This window comes from Tropicimonas sp. IMCC34011 (assembly GCF_003390865.1).
GTDB lineage: Bacteria > Pseudomonadota > Alphaproteobacteria > Rhodobacterales > Rhodobacteraceae > Tropicimonas_B.
In genome coordinates, this window is sequence record NZ_QMEJ01000006.1 from 144,095 (window position 1) to 163,227 (window position 19,133).

At 66.2% G+C, this 19,133-nt stretch carries 19 protein-coding genes, 1 tRNA gene and 1 pseudogene; 7 read left to right on the forward strand and 14 right to left on the reverse strand.

Features of this window, described 5'->3' with window-relative positions; genetic code table 11:
- Positions 1–259 precede the first annotated feature (259 nt).
- Both DQG15_RS17320 and DQG15_RS17325 read right to left on the reverse strand, forming a co-directional pair.
- On the reverse strand, positions 260–709 hold the full coding sequence (locus DQG15_RS17320; protein ID WP_116087513.1) for an anthrone oxygenase family protein: 450 nt from the start codon (positions 707–709) through the stop codon (positions 260–262).
- On the reverse strand, positions 706–1,173 hold the full coding sequence (locus DQG15_RS17325; protein ID WP_116087515.1) for a hypothetical protein: 468 nt from the start codon (positions 1,171–1,173) through the stop codon (positions 706–708). The genes DQG15_RS17320 and DQG15_RS17325 overlap by 4 nt, the downstream gene beginning before the upstream one ends.
- A gap of 78 nt (positions 1,174–1,251) precedes the next feature.
- Between DQG15_RS17325 and DQG15_RS17330 the strand changes: the two genes are divergently transcribed.
- Complete coding sequence (locus DQG15_RS17330) at positions 1,252–1,701, forward strand: MarR family winged helix-turn-helix transcriptional regulator (RefSeq protein WP_116087718.1); 450 nt, start codon at positions 1,252–1,254, stop codon at positions 1,699–1,701.
- A gap of 196 nt (positions 1,702–1,897) precedes the next feature.
- Here DQG15_RS17330 and DQG15_RS17335 read toward each other — a convergent pair whose 3' ends face one another.
- The gene (locus DQG15_RS17335) at positions 1,898–2,794 is read right to left on the reverse strand and encodes an AraC family transcriptional regulator (RefSeq protein WP_232830912.1); all 897 of its coding nucleotides are present in this window, start codon (positions 2,792–2,794) and stop codon (positions 1,898–1,900) included.
- A gap of 146 nt (positions 2,795–2,940) precedes the next feature.
- On the opposite strand from DQG15_RS17335, the gene DQG15_RS17340 reads away from it, so the two are divergent.
- Entirely contained in the window at positions 2,941–3,879 is a 939-nt protein-coding gene (locus DQG15_RS17340) for an alpha/beta fold hydrolase (RefSeq protein ID WP_116087519.1), read from the forward strand.
- A gap of 324 nt (positions 3,880–4,203) precedes the next feature.
- Here the strand turns inward: DQG15_RS17340 and DQG15_RS17345 are convergent, their stop codons facing one another.
- On the reverse strand, positions 4,204–4,959 hold the full coding sequence (locus tag DQG15_RS17345) for an SDR family NAD(P)-dependent oxidoreductase (protein ID WP_116087521.1): 756 nt from the start codon (positions 4,957–4,959) through the stop codon (positions 4,204–4,206).
- A 140-nt stretch (positions 4,960–5,099) separates the two neighbouring features.
- Here DQG15_RS17345 and DQG15_RS17350 point away from each other — a divergent pair, with 140 nt between their 5' ends.
- Complete coding sequence (locus DQG15_RS17350; protein WP_116087523.1) at positions 5,100–6,002, forward strand: AraC family transcriptional regulator; 903 nt, start codon at positions 5,100–5,102, stop codon at positions 6,000–6,002.
- A 452-nt stretch (positions 6,003–6,454) separates the two neighbouring features.
- Here the strand turns inward: DQG15_RS17350 and DQG15_RS18860 are convergent.
- Together DQG15_RS18860 and DQG15_RS17360 are read right to left on the reverse strand one after the other, a co-directional pair.
- Positions 6,455–6,784 (reverse strand): annotated as a pseudogene (locus DQG15_RS18860) (DUF6880 family protein).
- A gap of 393 nt (positions 6,785–7,177) precedes the next feature.
- Positions 7,178–7,486: an ETC complex I subunit gene (locus DQG15_RS17360; RefSeq protein ID WP_116087527.1), complete on the reverse strand. Its 309-nt coding sequence runs from the start codon at positions 7,484–7,486 to the stop codon at positions 7,178–7,180.
- 168 nt (positions 7,487–7,654) lie between these two features.
- Between DQG15_RS17360 and uvrB the strand changes: the two genes are divergently transcribed.
- From uvrB to DQG15_RS17375, 3 genes are all read left to right on the forward strand, one after another.
- Entirely contained in the window at positions 7,655–9,859 is a 2,205-nt protein-coding gene (gene uvrB / locus DQG15_RS17365) for an excinuclease ABC subunit UvrB (protein WP_116087529.1), read from the forward strand.
- Positions 9,860–10,058: 199 nt separating this feature from the next.
- Positions 10,059–10,976, forward strand: a complete 918-nt coding sequence (locus tag DQG15_RS17370; RefSeq protein WP_116087531.1) for an MYG1 family protein — start codon at positions 10,059–10,061, stop codon at positions 10,974–10,976.
- Between the two features lie 210 nt (positions 10,977–11,186).
- Complete coding sequence (locus DQG15_RS17375) at positions 11,187–12,167, forward strand: zinc-binding dehydrogenase (protein WP_116087533.1); 981 nt, start codon at positions 11,187–11,189, stop codon at positions 12,165–12,167.
- Positions 12,168–12,231: 64 nt separating this feature from the next.
- Here the strand turns inward: DQG15_RS17375 and DQG15_RS17380 are convergent, their stop codons facing one another.
- The 3 genes from DQG15_RS17380 to DQG15_RS17390 all read right to left on the reverse strand — a co-directional run bounded on the left by DQG15_RS17380 (position 12,232) and on the right by DQG15_RS17390 (position 17,353).
- A complete protein-coding gene (locus DQG15_RS17380; RefSeq protein WP_116087535.1) occupies positions 12,232–14,739 on the reverse strand; it encodes a heavy metal translocating P-type ATPase in 2,508 nt (835 codons plus the stop codon).
- Positions 14,740–14,936: 197 nt separating this feature from the next.
- Positions 14,937–16,358 (reverse strand): aldehyde dehydrogenase family protein, encoded by a 1,422-nt coding sequence (locus tag DQG15_RS17385; RefSeq protein ID WP_116087537.1) that lies wholly within the window; start codon positions 16,356–16,358, stop codon positions 14,937–14,939.
- A gap of 440 nt (positions 16,359–16,798) precedes the next feature.
- Positions 16,799–17,353 (reverse strand): superoxide dismutase family protein, encoded by a 555-nt coding sequence (locus tag DQG15_RS17390; protein ID WP_116087539.1) that lies wholly within the window; start codon positions 17,351–17,353, stop codon positions 16,799–16,801.
- A gap of 119 nt (positions 17,354–17,472) precedes the next feature.
- Here DQG15_RS17390 and DQG15_RS17395 point away from each other — a divergent pair.
- Positions 17,473–17,549, forward strand: a tRNA-Arg gene (locus DQG15_RS17395).
- 152 nt (positions 17,550–17,701) lie between these two features.
- On the opposite strand, the gene DQG15_RS18285 is transcribed toward DQG15_RS17395, so the two are convergent.
- From DQG15_RS18285 to DQG15_RS18455, 5 genes are read right to left on the reverse strand one after another with little or no spacing between them, the layout of a single operon-like run.
- Positions 17,702–17,917 carry a hypothetical protein gene (locus DQG15_RS18285; protein WP_157969037.1) on the reverse strand — a complete coding sequence of 72 codons (216 nt, stop codon included), beginning with the start codon at positions 17,915–17,917 and terminating at the stop codon, positions 17,702–17,704.
- Positions 17,889–18,170, reverse strand: a complete 282-nt coding sequence (locus tag DQG15_RS17400) for a hypothetical protein (protein WP_157969038.1) — start codon at positions 18,168–18,170, stop codon at positions 17,889–17,891. The genes DQG15_RS18285 and DQG15_RS17400 overlap by 29 nt, the downstream gene beginning before the upstream one ends.
- A complete protein-coding gene (locus tag DQG15_RS18450; protein WP_198665195.1) occupies positions 18,148–18,558 on the reverse strand; it encodes a hypothetical protein in 411 nt (136 codons plus the stop codon). The genes DQG15_RS17400 and DQG15_RS18450 overlap by 23 nt, the downstream gene beginning before the upstream one ends.
- Positions 18,449–18,694, reverse strand: a complete 246-nt coding sequence (locus DQG15_RS18865) for a TniQ family protein (protein ID WP_116087545.1) — start codon at positions 18,692–18,694, stop codon at positions 18,449–18,451. Before DQG15_RS18865 ends, DQG15_RS18450 begins: the two co-directional genes overlap by 110 nt.
- Positions 18,660–18,860 carry a hypothetical protein gene (locus DQG15_RS18455; RefSeq protein WP_198665196.1) on the reverse strand — a complete coding sequence of 67 codons (201 nt, stop codon included), beginning with the start codon at positions 18,858–18,860 and terminating at the stop codon, positions 18,660–18,662. Before DQG15_RS18455 ends, DQG15_RS18865 begins: the two co-directional genes overlap by 35 nt.
- Between the last annotated feature and the right edge of the window lie 273 nt (positions 18,861–19,133).

Below are 19,133 nucleotides of genomic sequence, written 5' to 3' on the forward strand. Positions count from 1 at the left end.
GTCCGTCAGGGACGCAGCGAACGGCCCAGGGCCGACCCTCACGCCAAGCGCTGGCCACGTCTGGGGCGGCCCTTTTCGGACCTTGGACGGGACACGATCAGCGCTGCGATGAAGCTTCCCCGAAGCGGTCTTCCATGACCTGCTGCATATGCTGGGAGGCCAAGGTCCGCTCTGCGGGGCAAAGCTGCTTTTCGCGACAATTGTTCTAAGGTCCGCATTCGGGGCAGAGCAAGACTGCGCACCGCTCATCGTGAACGCCTTACTCAAGCCGAGCCGCGCCAAGCGCGAAGGCGCTCGCCGTGAGACCGAGCGCGATGCGGAGGGCATGGAGGGTCAGCCATGTCCGCAACGTCGCCGACACGGCTTCTGGCGGGATCTCTCCGTTGGCGAGTGCCGCGTTCGCTGGCAAGTGGTAGAGCCCTGTGACGAGCGCCAGTCCGAGCATTGCGGCGGTGGCGATCGCCCATGCACCCTGCGCCCCCCGTTCCCGCCGCGCCAGCCAGAGCGACCCGACAAGTCCCAGCAACGCGGGTCCCGCCACGACCGGTATGGTCCGCGCGATAAATCCGCTGTTCGCGGCGAACCACGCGAGGAAGTCGTCCGGCTGCAAACTGGTCCAGTAGCCGCCGAAGGCGATGGCGATGCAAAGCATCGTGCCTGTGAACGAGGCCGATCCGAGGACGGCCAGATAGGCGAAAACTGCTCTCATGCCGTGGTCTTTCCGGCCCGGACACGTCGCGCCCGCATCGCCATTCCGGCCTTCATGTTCAGCGAAAGCAGGGCGATGTTCACTGCGCCGGCGGCCAGCTCGACGATCTGCACGGTAGCAAAAGTCGCGTCAAAAAGTCCGGCTCGTGCCCGCAGCCCCAGGAACACCGCCGAGGGGACGAGGATGAGAAGGCCGTTGGCCGCCGTGATGATGGTGCGTCTGCGCTTGGCGCGGATGACGGGCGCCTTGGACCGCCCGGCGAGGCGCGTGCCGGTGGCACCTGCGGCCATCATGGCGACCACGAGCACCGGTAGCGCATAGAGGATCGCCGTCCGAACGGCCACGACGCCAGGGGTGGCAAGGACGAATTCCGCAGTCAGCGCCGACACCCAAAAGGTTGCGATGGTGAGAAGAGCCACGGCGCCGGAAATGCCGTGCAGTGCGACGAGAGAGGTACGGGACATGCTGGCCTCCATTTGAATAGCATACTATGTTATGAGTTAGATATGGACAGCATGCTATGCAAGATCTATTCGTCCGCCATGGCCACCGACACTTTCGATCGCGCCCGTTCCGCGGGCTATCTCGCCAACCATATGGCTCGGCTCTTTGCGCAGCGCCTGCATGAACGTATCCGTCCGCTGGGTCTCGCGCCTGCGCAGTTCATGACGTTGCTCGTGCTGTGGGAGGAGGACGGTCTGACGCAGCGCGACTTGTTCGAACGTCTCGATGTCGAGCAGGCGACCATGGCCAACACTCTCGCGAGGATGGAGCGGGACGGGCTTATCGAACGCCGCGCCCACGCGACGGACGCAAGGGCCAGGACAATTCACCTTACGGCGCAGGCTCGCGACCTACGCGGCCCGGCGCAGGCCGCTGCTCGAGACGTCAATGCGATGGCCCTCGGTCATTTGAACAACGACGACCTCGATCTTTTCGTGTCCACCATGCGCAGTGCGATCGAGGGGCTGAAGGCGGGAGACGCCGGGTAGCCCACGAGCTCAAGGACAGGCGCGAGGCGCCGCGACAGCCTCAAGCGCCTCGACCCCGAAAGGGTCTGTACCCTGGTCGCCGACCGGAAAAGCGGGCATCTTGAGACGGCTTGAGAGGCCGTAAGCTTGGCCGGCCAGGATATGCCGCCCATGAATGGTGGCCGAAGTGGGTTGCCCTGCGGAGCGATTTGGCAGGTCACCCTTGGGCGTTGGCGAAGGCTCCCGGTGGCCTCCCTGTATGACGGGCGAATGCCACGCTGAATGCACTCGCTGACCCGTAGCCGACTTCGCGTGCGATCTCGGCGATCGGGGCCGTCTTCCTTGTCAACATGTCCCTCGCCAAGGCCATGCGCCAATTGGTGACATACTCCATGGGGGCCGCGCCGAGTTCGCGATGAAACCTCTCGTAGAACGTCGATCGCGACATCGCGGCGGATTTTGCCAATGCGGCGACCGAATGCGGTCGTCCGGGATCCGTATGGATCTCACGCAATGCGATCGAAAGCTGGGGATCGGCCAGTCCACGCAGCATTCCGGGCGATGCGATGGTGTCGCCGGTCGAGCGAAGCGCCTCGATCAGCAGCAGCTCCAGCAGGCGCCCAAGGACCATGTCGCGAGCCACCCGGCCGCTGCGCGTCTCCTCATCGATCATCTGCACCAGCTGCATCAGCCGGGGCTGGCCCTGGACATGCACGATATCAGGCAGCAGCGACACGAGCAGCGACCGATCGCGCGAGGCAAAGGAACAGTGGCCGACCAGCATGATCACGTCTGTGGGGGCTTCGGGATCACCCTGCCGTATGACGCCGGGGCTGATCTCCTGCCACCGGGGCGTTGCCTGCGGCTCGGGCGGCACGAGGCCCGTCATCACGAAATCGAAGATCTCGGGCACCAGCACGAAATCACCAGCCTCCAGCCGGATCGGATCACGTGCCGATGGCGTCAGCAGGCACCCGCCCGAAACGATGGCGCAGTAGAAGGGGGTGCCCATTTCCGTGCGTTCCACCCTCCAGCCTCCGCCCCCCGTCACCCGCTTGGAGATCGACGGGACGGGTTTCAGCAGGCTGACGACATCTGTGAGTGGATCGCTCATCGTTTCGGACATACGCTAATTATTACTGGATAAACAATTATAGAAAATCCAGACCAAGCCGTCCATCTTCTCGTCAATCGGAGTTCAGACGCCGTGATCCCGAACCGGGGCGGCGCCCTCCCTTTTTGACGAGGAGTTTGTGTCCCATGAACAATCTGATCGATCTTTCCCGCCATATTCCCGCGCCCGATGCGACGCCGACCGTGGCCTATACCCCCGTCACCCTTCCGATGGAGGGGCGCCAACCGCTTGAACTGCGCATCACGGCGCCGGGGAGGGGCGCGGACATCCCGATCGTCCTGCTGTCGCACGGGCACGGTCCGTCGAACTACATCGCATCGAAGGATGGATACGCCCATCTTGCGCAGTTTTGGGCCGAGCGCGGTTTTGCGGTGATCCAGCCCACCCATGCCAGCTCCCATGTTGCCGGCTTGCCCTCGGACGCCGAGGGGGCGCCTTTCTTCTGGCGCGAGCGGGTGGCCGAGATGAAGACCATCCTCGACCGCCTGGACGAGATCATGCAGCAGGCACCGGCACTCTCGGGGCGGCTGGATCCGGCTCGGGTCGCGGCCGTAGGCCATTCGCTTGGCGGCCACACGGTCAGCCTGTTGCTGGGCACCAGCGTGAAGGGAGAGGACTTCCGCGATCCGCGCATCTCTGCGGGTATCCTGTTGACCGCGCCCGGCCGTGGCGGGAGCGAACTGACTCCAGAGAGCGCAGAGCGTTTGCCCTTCTTCGAGGTTGATTTTTCGACCCTCACAACGCGTACCCTCGTGGTCTGCGGCGATGCCGATCAGCCGCATTTCACCACCCGCGGGCCCGACTGGTTCGCCGATTCCTTCCACGATGGTCCCGGCGCCAAGGCGCTCTTGACGATGCATGGTGTCGGCCACGGGCTGGGCGGCATTGCCTCGCTCGACGCGAAGGAAACCGAGGCCGAGATGCCCGACGTCCTCGAAGCCACCAAGCGCATGACGCTCGCCTGGCTGCGCGACGCGCTCGGTCTTGAAGAGGGGGCATGGCGGACAGCCAGCGACGTGCTGGATGGCCCTGCCTCTGCTTTGGGGCGTGTTACTACTGCGTAGTACGCGAAGCCTGCTCAGGATTGAGTGCTGGTTAAGGGCCTGAAAGTCGCGGAAGGGATGGCCCCGGTCATCCTTTGCGCCAGGCACGAAAGGCAGGTCGACGCCGGAGGGGGCAACCTGGCTGACGAAATCAAAGTCAGCTCTGAGCCCTCGTCAGCGACGGGAGGCCCCGCAGAACCTCGGGAGCCTCCACCGCGTCGTCGCACGTCTGCTGTGAGACGAACCAGACAAAACGCAGCGCATCTCAATCCACTCCTGCGCTCCGGATCGATCGGTGAGGCGGCGCGCCAATGGAACTGGCGCGTCGCTCATCACCTTGCGCGATCAAATCGTCTGGCCGCCCGACACCTCGATGCGCTGTGCGGTCACCCAGCGGTTATCGTCGCGCAGAAGGCTGGCGATCATCGGTCCGATGTCATCCGGCAGCCCGACCCGGCCGAGCGCCGTCATCCCCGCGAACTGAGCGTTCACCTCGGCGCTGTCGCGGACCAGCCCGCCACCGAAATCCGTTTCGATGGCGCCTGGCGCGACCGTGTTCACCGCAATGCCCCGCGCACCGAACTCCCGCGCCATGTAAACCGTGAGCATCTCGACCGCCGCCTTTGCCGCCGAATAGGCCGCGAAGCCGGGGAAGGAGACCCGCGTCAGGCCGGACGAGACGTTCACGATCCGCCCGCCGTCGGCCAGCAGCGGCAGAAGCGCCTGGGCGAGAAAGAAGACGCCTTTCACATGGACCGCGAACAGGCCATCGAACTGTGCTTCGGTGGTCTCCTCGATCAGGGCGAACTCGCCATGCCCGGCATTGTTGACGAGGTGATCGAAGCTGTCGCGGCCCCAGGTGCTGAGCAGCTCCGCGCGCAAACTCTCGGCGAAGGCTGGAAAGCTTGCGGTGTCGGCAACGTCGAGGGGCAGCGCCACGGCCCGGCGCCCCATCTCCAGGATGAGGGTCACGATCTCCTCTGCTTGCCCGGCGTTCGATCGATAGGTGACGATGACGTCGCCGCCTCTTTCGGCGATGGCGAGAGCGGTGGTGCGACCGAGGCCGCGATTGGCGCCGGTGACGAGAGCGATATTGCTCATGAGACTGTCCTTTCAGGGTGTCATGGTGTCACTCTGAAATAGAAGAGCGCCGACGCTCGTGGTTGCCTGAACCTCGCTGCCTCTTGCCTGTTCCCATTTCACCCTTCCCCGAGGGTCCAGTCTCAGCCATATTTTACGACATGACAATTGCCCAAAGCAGTTCCCCCTTTGCTCAGTTGCTCACCCATTGCCGCCGGTTCGCTGACGCCAGTTCCGGGACCGACGGGTCGGCGCCGACCCCGGCCCGGGGCCTGTCCGTGGTGCGCGCCCTGCACCCGGGAGATCTGATGGTTGCCGTCCAGAAGCCGGTGATCGCAATGCTGCTGCAGGGGAGGAAGCGCGTGACCACGCTGGGAGCGAGCTTCGAATACGCGCCGGGGGAGGCGATGGTCGTCGCGGCGGATATTCCGACGGTCAGCCGGATTACCCGCGCCAGTATCGCGGCACCCTACTATGCGCTGGTGCTCGAACTCGATCCGGCGATCCTACGTGCGTTGCGCCCGGCCGTCTCCGTGCGGCCCGGTGACGCGCCGCCCGTGAGGGTGGAGCCGATCGACACAGGGGTCATCGATGCCTCCCTTCGCCTTGCGCGGCTGCTGGATCGGCCCGAGGCCCTGTCAGTGCTTGCCGACGGCCTGCTGCGTGAGCTGCATTACTGGCTTCTCATGGGGGTTCATGGCCCGGCCATCGCTGCGCTCGGTGTGCCGGACAGCCATGCAGGGCGGATTGCGCGCGCGGTCGATATCCTGCGGCGGGAGTACGCCCGTCCGATCAGGGTCGAGGAACTCGCGGAGGCCGCCGCAATGAGTGAACCCGCGTTTCACAAGCACTTTCGCGCCATCACGACTCTGTCGCCGCTCCAGTTCCAGAAACAGCTCCGCCTGATCGAAGCGCGGCGGCTCATGCTGGCCGAGGGCGCGAAAATCGCACAGGCAGCCCACACAGTCGGCTACGCCAGCGTGACCCAGTTCACCCGGGAGTACGGCCGCCTTTTCGACGCGCCTCCTGGCAAGGACATACGCGCCGCAAGTGCCATCGCCTGAAACGGAATCGGCTCGAAGCGGACCTGCGGCAGTGCAACGAGCCGAACACTCGGCAGACGCCAGCGGTCGTCGCTCCCGCCCTTTGTGTCTCTCAGGCGGGTTTCGGCCTCGGTTCCCGGCTGAATGTCCGCTTCCACCATGCAACTGGGTGCCTTCGCGACCGCAGCAAACTTCCGCTTCCCGCCCTTCCTGCCTCTTTCCGTTGCTAGAGCGGCGTAGATCGGGCGCCCGTAGCCGGCAGCTTTGACCGCGCTGGTGCCCGTCAGGCCGTCGCGGATGATGCATCTGCGGCTAATGTCAGCTGCTGCACTCGGCGCCGCAGCATCGAAGGCATCTTGAGCGCTGCAGAGGACGGAACTTGCAAGGTTCACTTCCTGCGCAAAGCGGCCGACGGCCGGGCCCAGATGAGCTTCAAAGCTAGAGTTGGTTCGCCATGTTTTCGCAGCGATAGATCATTCCGCGCGAACCCACTGCCAGAAGGCCAGGTGCCGCGCGGCGCGGCCGTAGGGTCCCGATCGGGCTCGAACGAGGGCGAAGTCGATCATCGAGCGCCACATCAGGACGGCGGCATGCGGATGGCCTGTCGCCAAGGTCTCGGCGAGCGGGGTGAAAATTCCATAGGCGTCGCCGTCGATTTCGTCGCTGCGGGTGTTGGTGAGCTCGGCTGCGAGCGGCAGGCCGGGCGCCTTCAGGCAATAGACCAGAGGCTGTTCGATCGGCTCGTGTGCAAGTACGAGCCGGCGCGCGACCTATTCGGCCTCGATGTCCTCGAAGTCCGGCAAGAGCCTGAGATGGCATCGCAGGGCGGTGGGGCAGAGGTGCCGCTTGAAGCGCTGCTCGGATCGTCCGGTGCGATGCGGGCTTCAAGCGGCTGGGTAAGCTCCGCCAATGATGGCGGACAGGGCACCCGGCGCTGGCGGGCGGCATCGCACTTGACTGTTTCGAGCAGCAGATCCGCGAGCGTGTTCGTGCCGAGCTCCACGAGGTTCGCCTAGTCAAAAGCCTTACGTGCCATCGCAGCTGCTCGTTTGATCGGGGCGGGCGGGATCACGCACTGCAAAAGACCTGACCTAACGCGGTCTAAATATGGAAAGAGCGCCCGGTGGGCGCCCTACATGTAGATCACGGGAAAAACTTGGTCTTCCACGGGAAAAACTTCAGTGTGTCTTACACCCTCAGTGCGTCCAGGCGCCGCGGCGGTCGGTGGCGAAGTTTTCGCCGTAGCCGCGGGCGCGGACGTTGGTGCGGCGCTTCTTGGGGTCGACCACGGCAAAATCGATGCCTTTCTCGCGGGCATACTCCATCGCCGCTTCCTTGGTGTCGAAGTGCAGACGAACCTGGCTCTGCGTGTCGGAGGACGACGTCCAGCCCATCAGCGGGTCGATGTCGCGCTCCTCGCTGCCGAAATCGAGGACCCAGCCCCTGGCGCGGGCGGTGCCCGATTGGGTGGCGGTGCGGGAAGGCTGGTAGATCCGGGCGCGCATGGGACTGTATCCTTGGGCTGACTCGCTTTCCTTCTCTGCCAATCTCGAAAGGCTTTTGCAACGCAGTCGCGCGCCGCACCCCGCGTCGCGTGCACTCTTCGTCGCCCGCTCTTCCCTTGAACCGGACGCGTGCGGGTGCACATGTCAGGCACCGGCCCGGAGTGACAGATGCATAACAATTCCCCCGAACAGATGCCCGTTCTGACCCATGCCGCCCCGGCCGATGTCCGGGCGCGCGAGAAACTCGAGGGCGGCAAGCGCTTCACGATGCACACCGAGTTCGCCGCGGCGGGGGATCAGCCCGCGGCGATCAAGGAACTGGCGGGCGGCGTGACGGGCGGCGAGCGGGATCAGGTCCTCCTCGGTGCGACCGGGACCGGCAAGACCTTCACGATGGCCAAGGTGATCGAGGAGACCCAGCGTCCCGCCATCATCATGGCGCACAACAAGACACTGGCGGCGCAGCTCTACGGCGAATTCAAGCAGTTCTTCCCGGACAACGCGGTCGAGTACTTCGTGTCGTACTACGATTACTACCAGCCGGAGGCCTACGTCCCGCGCTCGGACACGTATATCGAGAAGGAATCGCAGATCAACGAGCAGATCGACCGGATGCGCCACTCGGCGACCCGTGCGCTTCTGGAGCGTGATGACGTGATCATCGTCTCCTCGGTGTCCTGCATCTACGGTATCGGGTCGGTGGAGACCTACGGGGCGATGACGCTCGATCTCTACACGGGCCGCGAATACGATCAGCGCAAGATCATGGCGGACCTGATCGCGCAGCAGTACCGGCGCAACGACCAGGCCTTCCAGCGCGGCTCCTTCAGGGTTCGCGGGGACGTGGTCGAGATCTGGCCGGCGCACCTCGAGGACAGCGCGTGGCGGCTCTCCTTCTTCGGGGAGGAGCTGGAGGCGATCACCGAGTTCGACCCCCTGACCGGCGCCAAGACCGACACTTTCGAGCGGGTCCGCATCTACGCCAACAGCCACTACGTCACCCCCCGCCCGACGCTCAGGCAGGCGGCGATCTCGATCAAGAAGGAGCTGCGGATGCGGCTCGACCAGCTCGTGGCCGAGGGCAAGCTGCTCGAGGCGCAGCGGCTGGAGCAGCGCACGAACTTCGATCTGGAGATGCTGGAGGCGACGGGCTCGTGCAACGGCATCGAGAACTACTCCAGGTACCTGACGGGCCGCGCCCCCGGCGAGCCGCCTCCGACGCTGTTCGAGTTCATTCCGGACAACGCCATCGTCTTCTGCGACGAGAGCCATGTCTCGGTGCCCCAGATCGGCGCGATGTACAAAGGCGACTACCGGCGCAAGTTCACCCTCGCCGAGCATGGTTTCCGGCTGCCCTCCTGCATGGACAACCGCCCGCTCAAGTTCGAGGAATGGGATGCGATGCGCCCGCAATCGGTCTTCGTCTCGGCGACCCCGGCAGCCTGGGAGCTCGAGCAGTCGGGCGGGGTCTTCGCCGAGCAGGTCATTCGCCCGACCGGCCTTCTGGACCCGCCCGTCGAGGTGCGCCCGGTCGAGATGCAGGTGGACGATCTGCTCGACGAGATCCGCCGGGTCTCCCAGGCCGGCTACAGGACGCTGGCGACGGTCCTGACCAAGCGCATGGCGGAGGATCTGACGGAGTATCTCCACGAGCAGGGCATCCGCGTGCGGTACATGCACAGCGATATCGACACGATCGAGCGGATCGAGATCCTGCGGGACCTGCGTCTCGGCGCCTTTGACGTTCTCGTCGGGATCAACCTGCTCCGCGAGGGTCTCGACATCCCCGAATGCGGTCTCGTCGCCATCCTCGACGCGGACAAGGAAGGGTTCCTCCGCTCGGAGACGTCCCTCATCCAGACCATCGGGCGGGCGGCGCGGAACGCGGACGGGCGCGTCATCATGTATGCCGACCGGATCACGGGCTCCATGGAACGGGCGATGCGGGAGACCGACCGCCGCCGCGAGAAGCAGGTCGCCTACAACGAGGAACATGGCATTACGCCCGCCACGATCCGCAAGAACGTCGAGGACGTGCTGTCCGGCCTCTATCAGGGCGACACTGACATGAACCGGGTGACCGCCAAGGTGGACAAGCCGCTGGTCGGGGCGAACCTGCAGGCCCATCTCGATGGCCTGAGGGAGAAGATGCGCAAGGCGGCCGAAAATCTCGAGTTCGAGGAGGCCGCCCGCCTCCGCGACGAGGTCAAGCGGCTGGAAACGGTGGATCTCGTCGTGGGCGAGGATCCCCTCGCGCGCCAGACCGCCGTGGAAGAGGCGATGGAAGAGGCCCGCAAGGCGTCGGGTCGGTCCACCGCCGGCCGCGCCGGCTCCCGCGGTGGCAACAAGCGCTCGAAGCGCCGCGGAAGCTGACGGGGCGAGGGGAGGGGGGAGCGAGCGGTCCTCGGCGCGCCCCGCGGGGTTTAAAAAAACCGCTCTCTCGCGCGAAGCCGCGCGGCACCTGCCGGTGGCGAACCTTGCCCGTAGCGCGTATCGTCTGCGTGCGAGGCGTCTGTCTCGTTTTCCTGCGTGCTCGCCCCGGGACGGCTCGCGCATACGCTTTGGGGGCGCCATGACCATTACACATCTCGTGACCCATTCGGGCAGCTTCCACGCCGACGAGCTTCTGTCCTCGGTCATCCTGACGCGGCTGTTTCCGGAGGCGGAGCTCGTTCGAACGCGGGACCCTGCATGGATCGCGCCGGGGGAGGGGCGGATCGTCTACGACGTCGGCCGGGCGTTCGACGCAGAGGCCCGGATCTTCGATCACCACCAGCGCCCCGCCCCCTTGCGTGAGGACGGGCGGCCCTACAGCTCCTTCGGCCTGATCTGGGCCAGCTACGGGCGGGACTACCTGAGCGCCCTTGGCGTCCCCGAAGGCGATATCGAGGTCATCCACGCGGGCTTCGACGACAGCTTCGTCGTTCCCATCGACCTGATGGACAACGGCGCGATGGAGCCCTCGGCTGCGGGTCCCCTGGCCGGGCTGACGCTGCCCGTCCTCCTGGAATCCCTGAAGCCGGTCTTCGACGACCGCAGCGAAAGCGCCGACGACCGCGCTTTCCTCGCAGCGCTTCCCGTGGCGCGGGCCTTCGTCGAGGCGGCCATCGAGGGGCGCGCGGCGAAACGGCGCGCCGAGGGCATCGTCAGGGCGGCGATCGAGGCGGCGGGGGAGTCCCGCGTGCTGGAGCTGCCGATGGGAATGCCGTTCCGCTCCGCCATCGAAACTGCCGGCGCGGACCACCTGCTCTTTGTCGTCCATCCCCGGGGCGACGACTGGGTGCTGACCACGATCCGCAAGAGCGGCGATACCTTCGAATCCCGCGCGGACCTGCCGGAAGCATGGGCCGGCCTGACCGATGCGGCGCTCGAGGAGGCCTCCGGCGTCGAGGGCGCGAAGTTCTGCCACAACGCGCGCTTCATCGCGGTTGCCGCCACGCATGGCGCGGTGCGACGGCTCGCCGACCTTGCGGTCGCCGCGGCAAGCTGAGCTCGCCACTGCCGCCCTCGCATCTTGCGCCGCATCTTCCGTTGCGGCGCTCGCCATGGAAGAGCCCCGCAGCCCATCTTATCTGACCCTCAGATAAAGGAGGGCGGGATGCGTCGCGTTCTCCCCCCGAACGGTGCCCGGCCTTCGAAGCGGCCCGGCACGCACTGGACATTCGCCCCGGACCGGGCGCGACACATTGCGAGGACCACCATGAAAGCTGCTGTACACGACACATTCGGCGAGCCCGCCGACGTTCTGAAAACGCGCGACGTCGAGACACCGGAGCCGGGGCAGGGCGAGGTCCGCATCCGGACGATCCTGTCCCCGATCCACAACCACGATCTTTGGACGATCCGCGGCAATTACGGCTACAAGCCGCCGCTGCCCGGCGCGATCGGCGGCTCCGAAGCTGCCGGTGTGGTCGATGCGGTGGGCGATGGCGTAGACGAGGGGCTCCTCGGCCGGCGCGTAAGTGTTGCCGGCGTCCATGGATCCTGGGCGGAGTTCTTCATAGCGCCGGCCGGAGGGCTCCTGCCTCTGCCGGACGCGATCTCGGACGAACTCGGCGCGCAGCTCATCGCGATGCCGTTCTCCGCCATCTCGCTTCTGGAGACGCTGAAGGCCGGGAAGGGCGACTGGATCATCCAGACCGCCGCGAACGGGGCCGTCGGTCGGATCATGGCGGTTCTGGCCAAGGCGCGCGGGATCAACCTTCTCAATCTCGTGCGCCGCACCGAAGCGGCCGATGAGTTGCGGGAGGCGGGGCTCACGAACGTCATCTCCACGTCGGACGAGGACTGGACGGACAAGGCCCGCGCCGTGATCGGCGACGGTGCCGCCCTCTCGGCGATCGACAGCGTCGGAGGCGACATCTCGGCGCACCTCGTCGACCTTCTCTCGCAGGACGGCGAACTGGTCGTCTTCGGGACGGCGACCGGCGCTCCCATGCCGCTCTCCTCCGGCGCCCTCATCATGAAGCATATCACGGTGAAGGGCTTCTGGGGCGCGCGCGTCAGCAAGGAAATGGACGATGCGCGCCGCAGAGCTCTGACCGGGGAGCTGGTTGAACTGGCAGTGAAGGGCGAGCTCAAGCTGGAAACCGGCGGCACGTTCGGCCTGGACGATCTCGGCGTTGCCCTCGATGCCGCGCTGACGCCGGGCCGCGCCGGAAAGGTGATGCTCCGCCCGTGACGTCACAGCCCGGCCCGCGCCCGGATGTGGGGCGGGCCGGCGACTGCCGAGCCGTTTCTGCCCCTTACGTCGCTGCGGGGCGATGCGCTCCGGCCGACGGGCGACCGCTTCGTGCCGTCGGCCTTTCCCTGACCGCGCCCTTCAGGCGCAGCGCGTTGGACAGGACGAACACCGAGGACAGCGCCATCGCGCCCGCCGCCAGAACGGGGGACAGCAGGGTGCCGCTGACGGGGTAGAGAACGCCGGCCGCAATCGGAACGAGGGCAATGTTGTAGGCGAAGGCCCAGAACAGGTTCTGCCGGATGTTCCGTATCGTCGCGCGGGAGATCGCGAATGCGCTCGGGACGGCGGAGAGGCCCGAGCCCATCAACACAACGTCCGCGCTTTCGATGGCGACGTCCGTTCCCGTGCCGATGGCGATGCCGACATCTGCCGTCGCCAAAGCCGGCGCATCATTGATCCCGTCGCCGACGAAGGCGACGGGTCCGAACCGCCTCAGATCCTCGACCGCCGCGACCTTGCCGTCCGGCATGACCTCGGCCACGACCTCGTCGATCCCGAGGCGCCCGGCGACCGCATCTGCCGTCGCGCGGCCATCGCCGGTGATCATCGCCACCCTGAGGCCCTGGGCCTGCAGCTCCGCCACCGCCCGCCTGGCGCTATCCCTGATTGGATCCGAAACGGCGACAAGGGCCGCGGCCTCTCCGTCCTTAGCGGCGAAGAGCACTGTCCGGCCCTCCTCGGCCATGGCGTCCGCGGCGGCGGAGAAGGCCGACACGTCGATCCCCTCCTGTGCCATCAGGCGGCCCGCGCCGATCAGGATCCGGTGCCCGCCCGAGGTGCCTGAGACGCCGAGACCGGTCAGGGAGGCGAAGTCGTCAGGCCGAACCGGCGACAGCCCCTCCCGCTCCGCCCCGCCGGCGATGGCCCGCGCGACGGGATGCTCTGACAGCGCCTCGATCCCCGCGATGCGGGCGAGCAGATCGGCGCGATCATGCCCGGGCGCCACCTCGAAGGCGGTCAGCGTCGGGCGCCCTTCGGTCAGCGTTCCGGTCTTGTCGAAGGCGACCACCGACGCGGACTGCAGGCTCTGCAATGCGTCCCCCTTGCGGAAGAGAACGCCCAGCTCCGCCGCGCGTCCCGCGCCCACGGTGATCGACGTCGGCGTGGCAAGACCCATGGCGCAGGGGCAGGCGATGATCAGCACCGCGACACCGGCGACGAGCGCATGGGCGAGCCGCGGCTCGGGGCCGAAGATGAGCCAGAGCGCAACGGTCAGGACGGCGACGGAAAGGATCGCCGGGACGAAGTAGAGCGTGATGCGGTTCACGAGGCCCTGGATCGGCAGACGCGCGCCCTGCGCCGCCTCGACCATGCGGATGATCTGCGACAGCACCGTGTCCGACCCCACCCGGCTGGCGCGCACCCGGAGGGCGCCGGTGCCGTTCACGGTTCCGCCGGTGACCGCGGCGCCGACGTCCTTCTCTACCGGAAGAGGCTCGCCCGTGATCATGCTCTCATCGACGAAGGATCGGCCGGAGACGACGTCCCCATCGGTGGCGACGGTCTCCCCGGGGCGCACGCGTACGATGTCGCCCGGCACGATCTCGTCCACGGGCCGCACGCTCTCGCGGCCGTCTCGCTCCACGATCGCCGTACGCGCACGCAGCCCCGCAAGGCGCGCGATCGCGTCGCCCGTGCGGCCCCTGGCCCGCGCCTCGAGGACGCGGCCCAGCAGGATCAGCACGACGATCACCGCGGCCGCTTCGAAATAGACCGCCCGGCTCTGCGCCGGGATCGCCTCGGGGACGAAGAGGCAGATGCAGGAGAAGAGATAGGCCGCCGTCGTTCCGAGCGCGACGAGGGAGTTCATGTCCGGCGCCGCCCGGAAGAGGGCGGGATATCCTTTGACGTAGAAGTGCCGCCCCGGCCCGACGAGGATCCCCGTCGTGAGGACGAATTGCACGAGCCATGAGGCGCGCATCCCGATCGTCCCCTCGATGATGTCGTGAAAGGCGGGGACGAGGTGTCCGCCCATCTCGAGCAGGACGACGGGGAGGGCAAGCGCCGCGGCGATGATGAACTGCCGTCTGAGCGCGCGTCCCTCCTCCGCCAGCCGCTCTTCACCGTGCGTGCGCGCCGCCTCGGCATCCGCCCGGACGGTGGCGGGGTAGCCGGCGGCGGTCAGGCTCCGGGCAATGTCCGGCGCGCCGCTATCTTCCGTATGGCGGACGACCGCCCGGCCCCCCGGAAGATCGACCTCGGCGGACGCAACGCCCGGCAAGCCGACGAGCATGCGCTCCACGCGGCCGACACAGGAGGCGCAGCTCATCCCCTCGACCGACAGGACCGTCTCCGTCAGCCGCATCGGATACCCCGCCTCGGCGAGCGCGGCCTCCACCTCGTGCGTGTCGATGCTGCCATCGTGGTGCAGGGCCGCGCTTTCGGTCGCGAGGTTGACCTCTGCACCGGTGACGCCCGGCAGGGCGAGAAGGCGCTTCTCGACGCGGCCGACGCAGGAGCCGCAGGACATCCCGTCGACGCCGAAGCGGATCGTCCCAGAGGTAGTCATGGCTCGTCTCCCAAATCATGGCGAGGCCGACATAGGGGTTCCAGCGACTGGAGGGTCAAGGCCAATCAGGATCGGAAAAGGGGCACATGAAAAAAGGCGGCGCGCCCGCCGGCCCGCCGCCTTTCTTTGTTGTTCCGCAAGATATCCCGGGGGAGGGGCGGAGGCAGCGCCCTCGCCCGGCCCGTCGCAGCGGCGCGTCAGTAGCCGACGATGGACTTCACCTCGAGATACTCCTCCAGGCCGAACACGCCGTATTCGCGGCCGTTGCCGGACTGCTTGTAGCCGCCGAAGGGGGCATGGCCGTCCCAGGCGGGGTAATTGAGGTGCACCTGGCCCGCGCGGATCTGGGCGGCGACGCGGCGGGCGCGCTCCTGATCGCCTGACTGGACATGCGCGCCGAGGCCGTAGCGGGTGTCGTTGGCGATGGCGATCGCCTCTTCCTCGCTGTCATAGGCAAGGATCGAGAGTACAGGCCCGAAGATCTCCTCGCGCGCGATCCGCATCGACATGTCGACGTTCGAGAAGACCGTCGGGGCCACGAAGTACCCGTTGTTCAGTCCCTCGGGCCGCTCGGTGCCGCCGCAGACGAGCTTGGCGCCCTCATCGATCCCCGCCTGGATCAGGTCGAGAACCTTGCCGTATTGCGCCTTGTTGGCGATGGGGCCGAGATCGGTGTCCGAAGCCGTCGGATCGCCGACCTTCAGGCCCGTTGCGGTGCGCTTCGCGATCTCCTCCACCTCGCCCAGCCGGGCGCGCGGCACGATCATCCGCGTCGGCGCGCTGCATGACTGGCCGCAATTGCGGTAGCCCGTGACCACGCCCTTCGAGACCGCGGTCTCGAAGTCGGCATCATCGAGGAGAATGTTCGGGGACTTGCCGCCCAGCTCCTGCACGACGCGCTTCACCGTCGGGGCCGCCGCCTGGGCGACGAGCACGCCGGCGCGGGTCGAGCCGGTGATGGAGACCATGTCGACCTCGGGATGTTCGGAGAGCGCCGCGCCCACGACCTCCCCCCGGCCTGTCACCATGTTGAAGACACCCTCCGGCACGCCCGCATCGTGCACGACCTGCGCGAACAGCGCGGCGCTGAGCGGGGACAGCTCGCTCGGCTTCAGCACCATGGTGCAGCCGGCGGCGAGCGCCGGGGCGACCTTGGCGGTGATCTGGTAGAGCGGCCAGTTCCACGGGGTAATCAGCGCGCAGACCCCGATGGCCTGCCGGGCGATGGCCGTGGTGCCCTGCATCTTCAGGAACTCGTAGCTTTTCAGCACCTCGGCCTGCACCTTCACGTGCGCCAGGCCGTTCGGCCCCTGCGAGGCTTCGGCAAAGGGACGAGCGGCGCCCATCTCGGCGATGATCGCGTCCACGAACTGGTCCATCCGCTCCTCGATGAGACCCGCGATGCGCTCGATCAGGGCGATGCGTTCCTCGACCGGGGTGCGGGAGAACTCCGGAAACGCGCGGCGGGCCGCGGCGACAGCGGCGTCGACGTCCTCGGCGCGTCCGGAGGCGACCTCGGCCACCGGCGCTTCGGTGGCGGGGTTGATCGCCGTCAGTCGTTCGGACCCCTGAAAAGCTTGCCAGGCTCCGTCGATGTAAAAGTCCTGTCCTGAGCTCATCTTCGTGATCCTTCCATCAGTTCGTCCGTCCGGCAGGGGGCGTCGTCGTCTCCCCCCGCCTCATCGCGGGCGGGGGGCAGCCGGGAGGCGTCCGTATTCCCCATGTGGTCCAGCCGTAGTCCAGCTTCGGCCGGAGAACAACGTTGGGGCACCCCGCAGCCTCCTTCCCCGCATCGGAGGCGGCCGGCGGGGGGGAAGACCGCGTTCGGCGCGCAGGACATACTCGTCGGCCTTGCGAGCCCTCGCCAAGTCGCCGGGGCCGCAGATGACCGAGGGAATGCCGGACCCTGACTGTTCCACGTGCAACCGCCCGCGGCCTGACAGGCGGGTGCAACACCCCGCGCCCGCAAGAAAATGGCCGGCCCGGATACGGCGCGTCCGGACCGGCCATTGCCGAGGCAGCGTCCGCGACCGGCAGTCAGCGGCACATCTGTCCTCGTTCATTCGGGGGGCATGTCTTCCACGGTCGCCGTTTCGATCACGCCGCAGGCGATGCGGTCGCCGGCGTCGCCGCTCGGCTGGCTCACATAATCGTCGGGGCCGGAGTGGACGATGAAGGCGGCACCGTCGTCATCCATGAGGTGCTCCATGACATCGAGCCGCTCGTTGAAGTACTCGACGTTCACGATGCCATCCGACTGGACCGTGACATTGGGCATATCGCCCGGATGCGGACCGCCCGCGGAGCGCACTCCGTGCTCGGCATCCCCCGCGATATGCCCGCCGGCCGAACCGAAGTCCTCCGCGGAGCAATCCCCGGTTTCGTGGAAGTGCACGCCGTGGACACCTTCCGGAATGGACGTCAGGGCGATGGTGACGTGGGCGGTGCCCGACTCGGTCTCCTGAACGTAGACGGAGCCGATATTCTCCCCGTCCGGGTTACTCACTTCGGCGGCGGCGATGGCGCGTTCGGTCATCTCGTCGCCGCTGTCCTGCGCGAGGGTGGGACCGGTGGCCAGAAGGGCAATGCCGGCGGCTGTCGCGAGGGTACGCATGGGAAGTCCTCCTTGGTTTGTCGCTAGGTCAACAAGGCCGGGAGCGGGGCGTTCCCGCGCGATCGATCACGCTTCGCCCTTGCGGCGCCCGCCCCGTTTGGGGGAAAAGCGGCAGGAGCGGTCCCATAGCTCAACTGGATAGAGCAGCCGACTTCTAATCGGCAGGTTCGGGGTTCGAGTCCTCGTGGGACCGCCAGGCAGCATTCAGAAATGCCAATGCACCATAAGCTTGCACGATTTGGCGATTTTCAAGCACACCCCCTGTCAAGAGGCTTGGGGTGCCGTGTCGAAGGTTTCTTCTAGCGCACTGGGATAGAACGGTATTTCAGAATAGCGCGTGGCTAGTGGTCACTTTCCTTCCTGAGGTTTCAGGAGCGCCACAACCGGCTCAACAGCGTTTCGAAGATAGACCGGTCCGGCGTCCAAGCCGTTCGGTCGGAACGGCTGGACCCTCTCGCTCTGCAGAACGGCCCGAATCGTGTTCAAATGCGCACCGGTTTCGGCCGACAGCATCGATGGTGTCGCATAGTTGGCCTCAAACGTAGCGATGTCGTCGCGGCTCATGCGCCATTACCGACGCTTGGTCGTAGGATTCAAAAACCAACATCGCAGGCGTGTAACCACCTTCGATCAGAGCCAGGAACTGACCTTTCCCCCGAATGCCCGCCGACCGGGCGAAGGCCGCTGCTGTCATCTCTCCCTGGTTGATCGACGGCTTGCGCTGCGGGGTGGACTGCGCTTTGTACTCAGCAACCTCGGTGATTTCCACCACAAGCCCGTGGTAGCCGAACACATCAGGACGCTGACCAAGGCGCAAAGCCCGTGGCCTTGGCGCACCGATCGTCCGGGGCCTCGCGCTGTTTGCGCAGCAAGGCTGCACCGATGAACTCACAGAGCGTGATCGCCGGAAAAACCGGCTGTGAGGCCAGCCATGTGTCGTCCGCAACGATACCCTGCGATAGACGCCTATCAAGCCAAAGGTCATAGTCGATAGGATCAATGCGCACGCAGTCGAATGATCCTGCTCGCAGGTCTGGCAGGATTTTTCGCCACTCTCGCTCCAATATCATCCCGTTCGACGGGGCGCGAGCTGGATCACAAGGGAACCAGCGGATGGAGGTGCTGGTGACAGATATCAACACCTCTGCAAAGCCAATCGCCCCGCAAGGCAACGTGCCGCAATGGATGAGGTTGATCAGCTGCATGCTCAAGCATGCAGTGTGGACAGCCCCGAATGATCGGATTTCGTAGGGCCCGCGAGACGAAGACTTCCTCCCGAAACCGCATCCGGACGTCTCCGATGCGTTCACCTGTCCAGAAGAGCAGCTCGGCGAGTTGCATGGCCGACAGCCTCTTCGTCCTGCTCCAGGATACGTCGAAAGGTGGTGCCGAGGTCGAGGGCGAAGTTGAGAGTGTCGGTTCCGTTCTGGGTTGCCGTGCGCGAAAACAGCGACGGGAGCGCTTCGCGGTCAACGGGCTCCACTGAAAGTGCGAGTTTCCGCAGCAAGTACTCCTCCTGTGTGCTCAAACGCCCAACGTGTTTTGATACGCGGTTCGATAGCGGTTTCGGGATTGGAAGCGAAGTCGTCATCCGCCGCAAACGCGGATGAAACATGCGCAAAGTCGGGGCCCAATAGGGATACTACCGACATGAAAAGGGGGGGAGAGTGTTCGCTGCGTCATGCACAAAGGTCCCTGAAGGGCGGGGAGCGGACATTCGCCGCGCTTCGTTCGAATGACTGCTAAGAGCATCAAGCTGGCACTTCGTTGTGGCGGTATG

What these genes read in the sequence shown, in the direction of transcription:
- DQG15_RS17320 (WP_116087513.1), bottom strand. Translation starts at nt 709, where the DNA reads ATGAGAGCAGTTTTCGCCTATCTGGCCGTCCTCGGATCGGCCTCGTTC.
- DQG15_RS17325 (WP_116087515.1), bottom strand. Translation starts at nt 1,173, where the DNA reads ATGTCCCGTACCTCTCTCGTCGCACTGCACGGCATTTCCGGCGCCGTG.
- DQG15_RS17330 (WP_116087718.1), top strand. Translation starts at nt 1,252, where the DNA reads ATGGCCACCGACACTTTCGATCGCGCCCGTTCCGCGGGCTATCTCGCC.
- DQG15_RS17335 (WP_232830912.1), bottom strand. Translation starts at nt 2,794, where the DNA reads ATGAGCGATCCACTCACAGATGTCGTCAGCCTGCTGAAACCCGTCCCG.
- DQG15_RS17340 (WP_116087519.1), top strand. Translation starts at nt 2,941, where the DNA reads ATGAACAATCTGATCGATCTTTCCCGCCATATTCCCGCGCCCGATGCG.
- DQG15_RS17345 (WP_116087521.1), bottom strand. Translation starts at nt 4,959, where the DNA reads ATGAGCAATATCGCTCTCGTCACCGGCGCCAATCGCGGCCTCGGTCGC.
- DQG15_RS17350 (WP_116087523.1), top strand. Translation starts at nt 5,100, where the DNA reads ATGACAATTGCCCAAAGCAGTTCCCCCTTTGCTCAGTTGCTCACCCAT.
- DQG15_RS17360 (WP_116087527.1), bottom strand. Translation starts at nt 7,486, where the DNA reads ATGCGCGCCCGGATCTACCAGCCTTCCCGCACCGCCACCCAATCGGGC.
- uvrB (WP_116087529.1), top strand. Translation starts at nt 7,655, where the DNA reads ATGCATAACAATTCCCCCGAACAGATGCCCGTTCTGACCCATGCCGCC.
- DQG15_RS17370 (WP_116087531.1), top strand. Translation starts at nt 10,059, where the DNA reads ATGACCATTACACATCTCGTGACCCATTCGGGCAGCTTCCACGCCGAC.
- DQG15_RS17375 (WP_116087533.1), top strand. Translation starts at nt 11,187, where the DNA reads ATGAAAGCTGCTGTACACGACACATTCGGCGAGCCCGCCGACGTTCTG.
- DQG15_RS17380 (WP_116087535.1), bottom strand. Translation starts at nt 14,739, where the DNA reads ATGACTACCTCTGGGACGATCCGCTTCGGCGTCGACGGGATGTCCTGC.
- DQG15_RS17385 (WP_116087537.1), bottom strand. Translation starts at nt 16,358, where the DNA reads ATGAGCTCAGGACAGGACTTTTACATCGACGGAGCCTGGCAAGCTTTT.
- DQG15_RS17390 (WP_116087539.1), bottom strand. Translation starts at nt 17,353, where the DNA reads ATGCGTACCCTCGCGACAGCCGCCGGCATTGCCCTTCTGGCCACCGGT.
- DQG15_RS18285 (WP_157969037.1), bottom strand. Translation starts at nt 17,917, where the DNA reads ATGAGCCGCGACGACATCGCTACGTTTGAGGCCAACTATGCGACACCA.
- DQG15_RS18450 (WP_198665195.1), bottom strand. Translation starts at nt 18,558, where the DNA reads ATGCAGCTGATCAACCTCATCCATTGCGGCACGTTGCCTTGCGGGGCG.
- DQG15_RS18865 (WP_116087545.1), bottom strand. Translation starts at nt 18,694, where the DNA reads ATGCAACTCGCCGAGCTGCTCTTCTGGACAGGTGAACGCATCGGAGAC.